This window comes from Pedobacter sp. AJM, assembly GCF_002197755.1.
In the GTDB taxonomy this organism is placed as follows: domain Bacteria; phylum Bacteroidota; class Bacteroidia; order Sphingobacteriales; family Sphingobacteriaceae; genus Pedobacter.
Genome location: NZ_NHOT01000005.1, coordinates 41835 through 53967 on the forward strand (window position 1 = coordinate 41835; position 12133 = coordinate 53967).

Annotated in this window: 12 protein-coding genes; 7 read left to right on the plus strand and 5 right to left on the minus strand. The window is 39.4% G+C overall.

The features are described 5' to 3' along the window. Entirely contained in the window at nt 1-1116 is a 1116-nt protein-coding gene (locus CBW18_RS12105) for a PLP-dependent aspartate aminotransferase family protein (protein ID WP_088301601.1), read from the minus strand. A 120-nt stretch (nt 1117-1236) separates the two neighbouring features. Between CBW18_RS12105 and CBW18_RS12110 the strand changes: the two genes are divergently transcribed. From CBW18_RS12110 to CBW18_RS12125, 4 genes are all read left to right on the plus strand, one after another. Then, a complete protein-coding gene (locus tag CBW18_RS12110; RefSeq protein WP_253249023.1) occupies nt 1237-1731 on the plus strand; it encodes a lipocalin family protein in 495 nt (164 codons plus the stop codon). Between the two features lie 278 nt (nt 1732-2009). Next, complete coding sequence (mqnE, locus tag CBW18_RS12115; RefSeq protein WP_088301603.1) at nt 2010-3203, plus strand: aminofutalosine synthase MqnE; 1194 nt, start codon at nt 2010-2012, stop codon at nt 3201-3203. Nucleotides 3204-3278: 75 nt separating this feature from the next. Continuing rightward, nucleotides 3279-3902 (plus strand): histidine phosphatase family protein, encoded by a 624-nt coding sequence (locus CBW18_RS12120; RefSeq protein ID WP_088301604.1) that lies wholly within the window; start codon nt 3279-3281, stop codon nt 3900-3902. Between the two features lie 37 nt (nt 3903-3939). Continuing rightward, nucleotides 3940-4680, plus strand: coding sequence for a menaquinone biosynthetic enzyme MqnA/MqnD family protein (locus CBW18_RS12125; RefSeq protein ID WP_088301605.1), 741 nt, complete (start codon nt 3940-3942; stop codon nt 4678-4680). A gap of 29 nt (nt 4681-4709) precedes the next feature. Here the strand turns inward: CBW18_RS12125 and CBW18_RS12130 are convergent, their stop codons facing one another. Beyond that, nucleotides 4710-5024: an HPF/RaiA family ribosome-associated protein gene (locus CBW18_RS12130; RefSeq protein WP_088301606.1), complete on the minus strand. Its 315-nt coding sequence runs from the start codon at nt 5022-5024 to the stop codon at nt 4710-4712. 264 nt (nt 5025-5288) lie between these two features. Here CBW18_RS12130 and mutS point away from each other — a divergent pair, with 264 nt between their 5' ends. The 3 genes from mutS to CBW18_RS12150 all read left to right on the plus strand — a co-directional run bounded on the left by mutS (nt 5289) and on the right by CBW18_RS12150 (nt 9002). Then, a complete protein-coding gene (gene mutS / locus CBW18_RS12140) occupies nt 5289-7901 on the plus strand; it encodes a DNA mismatch repair protein MutS (protein WP_088301608.1) in 2613 nt (870 codons plus the stop codon). A 105-nt stretch (nt 7902-8006) separates the two neighbouring features. Further along, on the plus strand, nt 8007-8468 hold the full coding sequence (locus CBW18_RS12145) for a C40 family peptidase (protein WP_253249024.1): 462 nt from the start codon (nt 8007-8009) through the stop codon (nt 8466-8468). A gap of 66 nt (nt 8469-8534) precedes the next feature. Continuing rightward, nucleotides 8535-9002: a TlpA disulfide reductase family protein gene (locus tag CBW18_RS12150; protein WP_088301610.1), complete on the plus strand. Its 468-nt coding sequence runs from the start codon at nt 8535-8537 to the stop codon at nt 9000-9002. Nucleotides 9003-9068: 66 nt separating this feature from the next. Here CBW18_RS12150 and CBW18_RS12155 read toward each other — a convergent pair whose 3' ends face one another. The 3 genes from CBW18_RS12155 to CBW18_RS12165 form a co-directional block, all read right to left on the minus strand. Next, nucleotides 9069-9920: an SDR family oxidoreductase gene (locus CBW18_RS12155; protein WP_088301611.1), complete on the minus strand. Its 852-nt coding sequence runs from the start codon at nt 9918-9920 to the stop codon at nt 9069-9071. A 42-nt stretch (nt 9921-9962) separates the two neighbouring features. Continuing rightward, the gene (locus CBW18_RS12160) at nt 9963-10799 is read right to left on the minus strand and encodes an SDR family NAD(P)-dependent oxidoreductase (RefSeq protein ID WP_088301612.1); all 837 of its coding nucleotides are present in this window, start codon (nt 10797-10799) and stop codon (nt 9963-9965) included. Nucleotides 10800-10881: 82 nt separating this feature from the next. Beyond that, complete coding sequence (locus CBW18_RS12165; protein ID WP_088301613.1) at nt 10882-11793, minus strand: AraC family transcriptional regulator; 912 nt, start codon at nt 11791-11793, stop codon at nt 10882-10884. Between the last annotated feature and the right edge of the window lie 340 nt (nt 11794-12133).

Below are 12133 nucleotides of genomic sequence, written 5' to 3' on the forward strand. Positions count from 1 at the left end.
TTAGGCCAGCGCCTGTGCTAAATCGGCGATAATATCGTCAACATGCTCCAATCCAACAGAAATTCTTAACAGATTTTTTGGTGTTTTACTGTCTGGTCCTTCGACAGAGTAGCGGTGCTCGATTAAGCTCTCCACACCGCCCAGACTGGTAGCTTGCGCAAATAATTTCACTTGATTCACTACTTTACTGGTTGCGTCCACGTCGCCCTTAACTAAAAAAGACATCATGCCGCCAAAGTCTTTCATTTGTTTCTTAGCGATTTGATGTTGCGGATGAGTCTCTAATCCCGGAAAATAAACCGCTTCTACTCTTGGATGACTAACCAGATAATCTGCCACTTTCTTTCCGTTTTCGCAGTGCCCCTTCATGCGATATGCCAGGGTTTTAATGCTCCGGCATAATAAATAACAATCAAAAGGAGAGGGAACGGCACCACCCGTTTGCTGGATGTTTTTGATTCTCTCCCATAATGCATCTTTCCTGCCTGTAACCAAAATGCCACCCAGAATATCACTATGTCCGCCGAGGTACTTTGTACTGCTATGCATTACGATATCAGCCCCTAATAAAATCGGATTTTGTAAAACCGGAGAGGCAAAAGTACTGTCGCAAACCAATGTCAGGTGATTTGCTTTTGCTATTTTTGAAATTTCTGCAATATCTGTAACCTTCAGTAATGGATTGGATGGTGTTTCCATCCAGATCATTCTTGTGTTTGGTTTAATAGCGGATTGAATGAGATCCAAATCAGTTTGATCAACAAAATCAAATTCCAGGATCTCATGATAAATGGTCAGCAGTTGTTTTTTAATGCCCCAATACATATCATCCGGTGCAATAATGTGACTGCCCGGTTTTAAAGCCTGAAATAAGGCCATACCACAATAATTTCCAGAAGAAAAAGCAGCTGCATCTTCACCATATTCTAACTTAGCCACAGTGTTTTCTAAAGCAGACCGGTTTGGATTACTTACCCGGCTATACATATGACCACCCGGATAGCCGCCGTTTTCATCACGAAAAAAAGTAGTAGAAAGATTGATGGGTGGCGTAACATCTCCAGTTGAATTTTTAAGAAGATTAGAAGCGTGAATAGCAAGGGTTTCTGGTTTCATCATGATTTTTATTAGGGTACTTTAACCGCGAGGCAATTTAACAATTTAACGCTAAATTAAACTTGATAATTGTTTTGGCAGGATTTATGTATCTGTTTTCACAAATTTAAAAAAACTAAAATGAAAAGATTATTTATAGCTATTGCGATAGCATGTTCTACTTTGATGATGTTACAAAGTTGTTCTTCCACAAAAAATGCTTCAACAGGTATCAATGGCGGTAGAGGTACCATTACCGGTACATGGGTGTTAAACAATGTATCGCTGGAAGGTCTTCCTGATCAGGCTGTCCAAGGTTTGTTCGGAGAAAAATCTTACAAATGTTTTCAGGGAAGTACCTGGAAATTAACTAATAGTGGAAATGGTTCCTACACGCTACCAGCATCAAGTACCTGTGGTCAGGTAATGCAAACCATTTTCTGGTCTGCAACACCTTCAGAAGAAACATTTCAATTCAAAAAAATATTTGAAGGCGATAAAGCTAAAAATGTAACAGAAGGTTATCGTTTGGTGCTGACACAACTTTCAAAAGGTAATATGGTGATGAAATCACCAATCGAATTTGGTGGCAAAACAGCGAACATTGTTTTAACCTTTTCACCGGCAACAAATTAAACACTAATTACCTGCGAAAAACATAAATTGAGAGCACTTCCGAAAGGAGGTGCTTTTTTTTATTGGTTCAATGGTTCATTAATTATTGGTTTATTAGTCAGAACTCGGTAAAATGCAAATCTTCTTTCATTTTTAAATTAAAATTTAGGCGTTTGGTTTAATCGCCCTGACAAATGACTGATGAACTAAGGAGCTATTAAACCAGTAATGTCCGTTTGTTACAAGAAAATGATTTTCAAATCGCCTCAATATTGTATTTTTGTTCAAAATAATCAGGAATGAATACAACTGAACAAGTTGAAAAAATATTAGCTGATACGTCATTATCAACTGAATTACAAAACATAGCACATAAAGTACTTCATCAGGAACGAATTACGTTCGATGAAGGCGTTTACCTTTACGAACATGCAGAATTGGGTTATCTTGGTGTTTTAGCCAATTTTATCCGCGAGGAAAGACATGGCGATAAAACCTATTTTAACCGCAATTTCCATTTGGAACCCACTAATCTTTGTGTTTACGATTGCAAATTCTGTTCTTATTCGCGATTAATTAAGCAAAAGGAAGAAGGCTGGGCGTTAACGATGGAGCAAATGCTCGATATCGTAAAAAAATATGATGACGAGCCAGTAACCGAAGTGCATATTGTGGGCGGCGTTTTGCCTCAATATGATGTTGCCTTTTATTCGGCCTTATTTACAGCGATTAGAACACACCGTCCGGATTTACATGTTAAAGCTTTAACGCCGGTTGAATATCATTATATTTTTAAGAAAGCGAAAATAGATTATGCCACCGGCATGAAAATGATGAAAGATGCTGGCTTACAGTCTATGCCAGGCGGCGGCGCCGAGATCTTTCATGCTGAAATCCGTGAGCAGATTGCCAAAGATAAATGTACCGGAGAACAGTGGCTCTCGATACATGAAGAATGGCATAAATTAGGCATGAGGAGTAACGCCACCATGCTTTATGGACACATTGAAAAGTTTGAACACCGGGTTGACCATATGGAGAAACTTCGTGAATTGCAGGATAAAACAGGTGGTTTTCAAACCTTCATTCCGCTGAAATTCAGGAACCAGCACAATCAGATGAGCAATGTGCCTGAATCTTCTGTAATTGAGGATTTAAGAAATTATGCCATTGCCCGGATTTACCTGGATAACTTCGATCATATCAAAGCTTACTGGGCCATGATCAGCAGGGAAACTGCTCAATTATCACTTAATTATGGTGTGGATGACATTGATGGTACCTTAGATGATACCACTAAAATCTATTCTATGGCCGGAGCAGAAGAACAAACCCCGGCAATGAGTACCAAAGAGCTGGTTAACCTGATTAAACAGGTAGGGCGGAAAGCGGTAGAACGCGATACGTTATATAACGTGGTTACCGATTTCGAACATGTTGTTTTTGAAGAGGAAAAGAAACCGCAATATTATAAGTTACCTGTAGTAAATTAATTTTGAATGAATGAGTTTTGAATGTGTGAATATTTCGCGGTTTAAAATTCTGCCATTCTTTAATTCAATTATTAAATGAAGCAAATTTATATCATCAGACACGGTGAAACGGAACTTAACAAGCAGGGAATAGTACAAGGTAGGGGTATAAATTCTGATCTGAATGATATGGGCCGGGCACAGGCAGAAGCTTTCTATCAGCAATATAAAAATATCTCTTTTGATAAAATATACACCTCTGATTTGAAACGTACCTGGCAAACTGTACAAAAATTTATTGATTCAGGTTTGCCATGGGAAAAACTTTCAGGACTGGATGAACTGGCCTGGGGCATTTGGGAAGGTCAGCCCAACAGTGAGGCCGCCCGTGAAGCTTTTCGAAATATGCTTGGAACATGGGAAAATGGTGATTATACGGCGCATTTTGAAGGTGGTGAAAGTGTTCAGGATGTATACGAGCGACTTAAGCACCCCATGGAAATCCTATCCAGCCGGCCAGCCGAAAAAACAGTTTTGCTTTGTATGCATGGTCGTGCGATGCGTGTTTTTTTATGCTTATTGCTTGGAAAGCCTTTAAGTCAAATGACCGAATTTCCTCATCAGAATACCGTTTTGTACAAAATGGGCTTTGAGGATGGAAAATTTTCAGTTCTTGAGTTTAATAACGCCATTCATCTGGATGATTTGGTCATTGGATAACTTGCTAAATGCTTGGCAAAAACATTAACATATTACTTTGAATAAAATTAAAATATCGGCTGTTGCCTATACCAACACGAAAGCTTTTATATACGGATTAGAACATTCGGATATCATCAATAAAATCGATTTAAGTTTAGATATCCCTTCAGATTGTGCTGCTAAAGTAATTAGTGGTCAGGTAGATATCGGTTTAATGCCAGTCGCCGCAATTCCATTGGTACCTCATGCCAACATTGTTGCTGACTATTGCATCGGAAGTGATGGTGCCGTAAATTCTGTATTTATTTTCAGTGATGTTCCGGTACATGAAATCAAAACACTAAAAATGGATGTACATTCCAGAACTTCCAATAACCTGGCGAAGGTTTTGCTGAAATTTCACTGGAAGAAAGAGGTTGAATTTGTTACAGATCAGTCCGTTAAAACAGATGCCCTGGTGTTGATTGGCGACAGGACTTTTGGAAAGAAGGGCCATTACGCTTTTGCCTATGATATGGGCGAAGAGTGGAAAAATTTTACCGGTTTGCCTTTTATGTATGCAGCCTGGGTAGCCAACAAGGAAATTTCAGCAGAATTTAAAACTGAATTTAATGCAGCACTAAAATTTGGTCTGGAACATCGGGATGAAGTTTTAAGCAATTTACCAGAAATATCAAACTTCGATTTGAAAGATTACTTATATCATAAATTGCAGTTTGAAGTAACAGTAGACAGGACAAAAGCATTAAAAATGTTTCTGCAGTATATTAATGAACTTGAAAAAGTCAAGGCATAAAAAAAGGCAAATAAATTGCCTTTTATATGTTAGTGTGCTTTCAGCTTTCCAGCGATGGTTTCCAGCTTACTTTTTAATTTACTGATAGCCCCGTTAAGTGCTAAATCATAAGTGTTACCGAGATTGGTTACTGCGATGGGTTCTTTACCAACTATTTTCGCTTCAAGGAGACAACGCTTATCATCTAATCCGTCTTTACTTCCGTTTTCATCAGACAAGTGTACTTCGATCCGGGTAAGTAAATCATCAAAACGGCCTAAACCATCAGTAATGGCACCTTTAATTTTTTCTTCGTATTCCTGGTGTATGGTTAAGTTTTTGTCGGTGTTCAGTTGAATTGTCATAATGTTAATTTTAGGTTAAATCATATTGTTCTAACAAACGGCACAACAAAACGTTTTAAATAGCTTCCGTATAATTGTAACAGGTTGGTTTTCAGATTTACTTTTTTAATCCTTTCAGTGATCATTGCTTTAGTTTCTACATCATAATGGCATACTACATATTTTCCGTTTAAACATTCCAAACATTTATTCAATTTTTCAACAAAACACCCTTGCATTGCAGAATCATGCTATCTTTATGGCTTTTGCAAATTAATTTCAGTTTTGGCTAAAGACACGAATAAAGAAACCCCGTTAATGCAACAATACAACGCCATTAAAGCGAAGTATCCGGGTGCATTATTATTGTTCAGGGTTGGAGATTTTTACGAAACCTTTGGCGAGGATGCCATAAAAACTGCTCAGATCTTAGGCATTGTTTTAACCAGGAGAGGTACCGGACCAAATGGTGGCGCGCTCGAACTTGCCGGTTTCCCGCACCATTCTCTGGATAACTATTTGTCTAAATTGGTCAGGGCTGGTCAGCGGGTGGCCATCTGCGATCAGTTGGAAGATCCTAAAACGACAAAAACCATTGTTAAGCGTGGTGTAACTGAATTGGTTACACCTGGGGTAGCTTATGGTGATAATATTGTAAATCAGAAATCAAATAATTTCCTGGCCTGTGTTTTCTTTGATAAGACACAACTGGGTGTTTCATTTCTGGATATTTCTACGGGTGAATTTTTAATAGCGCAGGGTAACAGCGATTATATTGATAAGCTTTTGCAGGGTTTTAAACCCACTGAGGTCATTTTTCAAAAATCTAAAAGGCAAACATTCACCGAGAATTTTGGAGACCGTTTTTACACTTTCGGTTTAGACGACTGGCCTTTTACTGCTGATTACGGGAATGAAACTTTAATGAAGCATTTCGATGTCACTTCCTTAAAGGGGTTTGGTGTAGACAGGCTTCAAAGCGGCATTGTGGCTGCTGGTGTCGTACTCCATTACCTGGGTGAAACAGAACACCGTAACCTGCAGCACATCACTTCCATCAGCAGGATCGAAGAAGACCGCTATATGTGGCTGGACAGGTTTACCATTCGTAACCTGGAACTGGTAAATTCACCAAACGACAATGCGGTAACTTTATTTGACATCCTTGATCATACCTGCACGCCAATGGGCGCCCGTTTATTGCAGAAATGGATCATTATGCCCCTGAAAGAACTGAAACCTATTCAGGAACGCCTGGGGATGGTGGATTACTTCGTGGCCAATACAGTATTACAGGAAGAATTTCTTACCCACATCAAACAAATTGGGGATTTGGAACGGCTGATTTCCAAAGTAGGTTTACAGCGTGTCGGACCAAGAGAACTGGTAGCCTTAAAAAGGGCACTTTACCATATCGAATCTGTTAAAAAGCTTGCTGCAGATTCAAAAAATCCTTTTCTAATTAAAATTGCCGATCAGTTAAACCCTTGCCTCGCCATTCGTGATCGTATTGAAAAAGAGTTACAGCCAGAACCTCCTGCTGTTTTAATTAAGGGCAATGTGATTGCGGATGGAATAGATGAAGACCTCGACCGTTTGCGCAAAATTGCTTTTGGCGGTAAGGATTACCTGGTTCAGATTCAAAAACGTGAGGCCGAAGCGACGGGAATCCCATCTCTGAAAATTGCCTTCAATAACGTTTTTGGTTACTACCTGGAAGTTACTCACACGCACAAAGATAAAGTTCCGGAAGGCTGGATCCGTAAACAAACCCTGGTTAATGCTGAACGCTACATTACGCCCGAACTGAAGGAATATGAAGATCAGATTCTAGGAGCCGAAGAAAAGATTCAGGCGATTGAAATTCGCTTGTATAACGAATTGATGTACGAAACTGCGGGTTATATAAAGCCTATTCAACTCGATTCATTTCTGATTGCGCAATTAGATTGTTTGTTATGCTTCGCCCAGCTGGCTGAAAAAAATCATTATAATAAGCCGAAGGTAACTGATCATAAAGTGCTGGATATTAAAGGTGGACGCCACCCGGTGATTGAGAAGCAACTTCCTGTCGGACAGGAATATATTACCAATGATGTTTACCTGGATACAGATTCACAGCAAATCATCATGATTACCGGTCCCAATATGGCCGGTAAATCAGCAATTCTCCGTCAAACGGCATTAATTGTGTTAATGGCACAAATGGGTTCATTTGTACCTGCAAAAGATGCGGAAGTAGGAATCGTTGATAAGATTTTCACCCGTGTGGGTGCTTCTGATAATATTTCTTCGGGCGAAAGTACATTCATGGTCGAAATGAATGAAACCGCAAGTATCCTGAATAATATTTCGGATGACAGTTTAATTTTGCTGGATGAAATCGGGCGTGGAACCAGTACGTATGATGGAATTTCCATCGCCTGGGCCATTGCAGAATTTTTACATCAACACCCAACAGCGAGGCCAAAAACGCTTTTTGCCACCCATTATCATGAATTAAATGAGCTGGCGAATACCATGCCACGCATTAAAAACTTTAATGTTTCTGTAAAGGAAATGACTAATAAGGTGATCTTTTTGAGGAAGTTAATTCCAGGGGGAAGTGAGCATAGTTTCGGTATTCACGTAGCTAAAATGGCTGGGATGCCTCCTAAATTAATTGGCCGGGCAAATGAGATTTTAAAGAAATTAGAAATCGATAGGACAGAGGGACAGAGCATTAAAGACAGTATTAAAAAAGTACAGAACCAGGCTTATCAGTTACAAATGTTCGCGATTGACGATCCTGTTCTGGTTAAAATTAGAGATACACTCAATAATTTGGATGTAAATGCATTAACACCAGTAGAGGCATTATTGAAACTGGATGAGATACAAAGGCTGATAAAAAATTAAGTTAGTGGAAACTACAGACTAAATTTTGCATGTTTAGCGCTTACTTGTCGAATAGCAGATAACAACGATATGATGAAAACGAAGTACTCTTTCTGGTTAATTTTAATGTTCTCCTTAATCATAACAGCTTGCGGCTCGAGAAAATATACCGTTAAAAGTGATACCAAAGCATCAAAAGCCGCCGATGCGATGGCCAATTTAAAAAGTAAGCAACTCTATAGATTTATAACCGATTGGACAGGCGTAAAATATCGTTTTGGCGGGTTGGATAAAAGTGGTGTTGATTGTTCTGGTTTTGCATTTTTACTGGAGAAAGAAATCTACGGGGTAACGCTGCCACGGGTATCACGAGACCAGGCCAGTGTAATTAAACATAAAAGCGTTGACAATTTAAAGGAAGGTGATTTGGTGTTTTTCTCCTTTGGCGGAAATAATGTTGATCATGTTGGCGTGTATTTAAATAATGGCTTTTTTGTACACGCGAGTACAAACCGCGGGGTAATTGTAGATGATTTAAATTTACCGGCTTATCAAAGAGTTCTGGTGAAATCAGGCTCAGTAAACTAAATGTTGTCTTAATCAATTCTGATTACGCCATGTGAATAACCTGGCTCCAATAGCTTAATACAAAACATGCGCATCATTATTATCTTTTGTTTATTAATCATCACCTATTCAGCTGATGCTCAGGTAAAGTTGCTGACATTACATGATTTAGATAAACGCCTCAGCAACGGAAAGGATACCACTTATGTCATTAATTTCTGGGCGACCTGGTGTGCACCTTGTGTTGATGAATTGCCTCACTTTGAAAAGTTGCGGCTGGCCAATTTAAAAAAACCAGTGCAGGTACTCCTGGTCAGTCTGGATTTTAAATCAAAATTAGAAAGAGCGGTAATTCCATTTGTGCAAAAAAATAATATTCAGGCAGAAGTTTTCCTTCTAAATGAGCCAGATCAGCAACAGTATATCAAAAGGATTGATGAAAAATGGTCAGGTGCCATACCGGCAACTTTATTTGTAAATCAAAAAGTCAGGCGTTTCTATGAACAGACATTTACAGAAGCGGAATTAAAAAGCAAGCTGGCAAACTTAAATTAAGAAAGTTGAAAAAATCAGGAAGCGATATGACTATCCCTTCCTGATCATGAATTAAAATGGTGTTGTTTATACTTTGATCTCGTCAAAATTAGTTGCGGTTGCCAGCGAATACCAGTCTTCCATATCTTTCTGTACGTCGGCAATCTTGGTATTTGCAACGGCATAAGCATCGGGGCCTAAAAATAAATGTAAAGGTGGGTTTTCGCTATCTGCAGCTGCAATGATTACCTCGCAGGCTTTGGACGGGTTGCCGGGTTGCTGGTTATTGATGTCATTTTGGTGCGCAGCTTGCGATTCACGAACTTCCTTATAAGCATCAATCGGATTTGCCGGAACTGCCAGTGAGCCTGATGTCAGGAACTCGGTCCTGAAATAACCCGGTTCAACCACCGTGGCTTTAATGCCTAATGATTTAACCTCTGCCGCAAGTGATTCTGTAAATCCTGACACGGCAAATTTAGTTGCACAGTAAATTCCAAAACCAGGAAAATTGCCTGAGAAACCACCAATAGAGGAGATGTTGAATATATGCCCTGATTTTTGTTTTCTTAATTGTGGCAATGCCTTTCTGATCACATTTAGAGAGCCGAAAACATTTACATCAAAGTTCTCACGGGCTTCCTGGTTGCTTAACTCTTCCAATGCGCCAAGCATTCCATAGCCGGCATTGTTAACCACTACATCCACTTGTCCGAATTTGCTAATGGTCTGGCTTATGGCTTCCTCCACGCTGCTTTCTTGAATCAGGTTAACTGAAAGTGGCAGAAAGTGTTCATGATTTCCGACAGCTTTTTCCAGATCAGCTATGTTTCTGGAAGTTGCAGCAACGTGTTCACCGCGGCTTAATAATTTTTTTACTAATGTAAGTCCAAGTCCTTTTGAAGCACCTGTAACAAACCATACTTTTTTATTTTCCATAAGTTTTGTGTTTAAATTTTTATAAATGGTGATCGTTGCTGATTAATCAAAATCAGTTGAAATTGTTATTGCCTTCCAATCCTGATATTCTTTTATCAGTGCGTCAGTTTTTGTAGTTGCCCGTTGCAAAGCATCATTCCCTAAAAGTAAATGAATAGGCGGGGTTGGCATACTTGCCAGTGATATCATTGCTGCAGCGGCTTTTTCAGGATCACCGACCTGTTCACCATCCATTTTTAAATATCTGGAATGCACGGCACGAACATCTTCATAGTCGGCAATCGGATTTTTTGTCAATACCAGTGATTCGGATGTGAGAAAACTTGTTCTGAAAGCACCTGGTGCCACAACGGTAACATTTACACCGAATGCTTTCAGGTCTTCAGCCAATACTTCCGAAAGAGCAATTACCGCTGCTTTTGCGGCCGAATACACTGCCCAGCCGGTGGCACCCGCAATACCTGCAATGGAAGCAATATTAATAATATGACCGGATCGTTGCACTCTTAGATAAGGACTTACTTTTCTGATGACATTGAAGGTTCCGAAAACATTTACATCAAAGCTGTTTCTGGTTTCTTCATCCGTAAGTTCCTCAATACTGCCGCCAATGCCATAGCCGGCATTGTTGATGACAATGTCAATTCTTCCAAAGTGTTTAACCGTAGCTTTTATAGCCTGTTCGACACTTTGCTCATCTCCCAGATTTACTGATAACGGGAGAAATTTTTCAGCATTTGAGTGTACTGCAGCAATCAGGTCGTTTACATTTCTGGAAGTTGCCGCAACGGATTGACCCGCCTTTAATAACTGGTTCACTAAACTTAGTCCTAATCCTTTAGATGCACCTGTTACAAACCAAACTTTTTTAATTCCCATAATTTTATTCTTTTTGTTAAGACAAAATTACAGCAAGAATGACATGATGGTATTACAGGATTCAAACTGATGATTACGAAATTCAAACAATCCGGAAGGATGTAGGGGTATGGTTGGTTAATTTTTTGAAAAAGTTATTAAAATGAGTAGGTTCTTCAAAACCAAGGCAATAGCCTATTTCGGCGATATTCCAGTCGGTATGTTTAAGTAGTGCCTTTGCTTCGCTAAGTAAACGCTCTGAAATATAGTGTGTGGTTGTACGTCCGGTAGTTTCCTTAATTGCCCTGTTCAGGTGATTCACATGAACAGAAAGTTGCCTGGCGTAGTCTTTTGCAGAACGCATGGTAAACCGCTGCGAAGTATTTTCAATCGGAAACTGCCGCTCCAGAAGTTCGGTAAAAACAGCCGTAATCCGTGAGTTGGCATCGGGATGTTTATATAAGGCTTCTGAAGGATTGCTTTTAAGTGCAAAGTGTGTGATTTCGGTGGTATAATTTCTCAACAGGTCATATTTGTAGATATAATCACTATTGATCTCTTCCAGCATTTTCTCAAAAACAGATGAAATCAGTTGATCCTGTTGCTGATCTAATACATAAGCCGGCTTTCCACCCAAAGCGAACATGGGTAAATCTCCAATGTGGCCACGCATTTTTTCGTTAAAAAAAGCCTCGGTAAAAATGCAGAAGTAACCACGTACGTCAGCAATGTTTCCGCTTGCGAGCTCCCAGGTGTAAGGTACCTGCGGATTAAAAAACATTAAAGCCGTGCCGTTAATCTCTACGCTTTTATCAGCATAATGATAAATGTTATGCCCCCTGTTCAATGCAATTTTATAAAAATCTCTTCGACTGTAATTCATGGGTGGTTTATCATCCCCAAGGCAGTCTTCCAGTTTAAAGACATTGAAATGGCCCATATCTTTCTGCAGATTATCAGGGAGGAAATCAAATTTATTCTGATAGAATTCTTCAAGGCTTTCAATTGTACTCATGTGACAAAGTTACAAAATTCAAACTAATAACCACAGTATTCATGATCTGTACCATTTAGAATCGTTACGGTGGCATCAAACCTGCTATAGTTGCTGATGCGTTTATAAGTGCGCTGGAAAAAGATGAGTTTGAAATTCGTGTTGGAGATACTGCAAAATTTATGAGTTGTTCAGGCAATCACCTTTAGCGGCAATGAATACGAGTATGAAAGTATGATTGGAGACTAAAAGATCAGTTGCTTCAGGCGGTTAAGAAGTTTTACGCTTTACATACCATAAATAAGCACAGGAATTGGCACCTTTGCGGCGTTAAGTAAAAACGATTGCATTGAAATTTTAG

Coding starts and splice junctions, on each gene's coding strand:
- CBW18_RS12105 (WP_088301601.1), bottom strand. CDS start 1,116: ATGAAACCAGAAACCCTTGCTATTCACGCTTCTAATCTTCTTAAAAAT.
- CBW18_RS12110 (WP_253249023.1), top strand. CDS start 1,237: ATGAAAAGATTATTTATAGCTATTGCGATAGCATGTTCTACTTTGATG.
- mqnE (WP_088301603.1), top strand. CDS start 2,010: ATGAATACAACTGAACAAGTTGAAAAAATATTAGCTGATACGTCATTA.
- CBW18_RS12120 (WP_088301604.1), top strand. CDS start 3,279: ATGAAGCAAATTTATATCATCAGACACGGTGAAACGGAACTTAACAAG.
- CBW18_RS12130 (WP_088301606.1), bottom strand. CDS start 5,024: ATGACAATTCAACTGAACACCGACAAAAACTTAACCATACACCAGGAA.
- CBW18_RS12145 (WP_253249024.1), top strand. CDS start 8,007: ATGTTCTCCTTAATCATAACAGCTTGCGGCTCGAGAAAATATACCGTT.
- CBW18_RS12150 (WP_088301610.1), top strand. CDS start 8,535: ATGCGCATCATTATTATCTTTTGTTTATTAATCATCACCTATTCAGCT.
- CBW18_RS12155 (WP_088301611.1), bottom strand. CDS start 9,920: ATGGAAAATAAAAAAGTATGGTTTGTTACAGGTGCTTCAAAAGGACTT.
- CBW18_RS12160 (WP_088301612.1), bottom strand. CDS start 10,799: ATGGGAATTAAAAAAGTTTGGTTTGTAACAGGTGCATCTAAAGGATTA.
- CBW18_RS12165 (WP_088301613.1), bottom strand. CDS start 11,793: ATGAGTACAATTGAAAGCCTTGAAGAATTCTATCAGAATAAATTTGAT.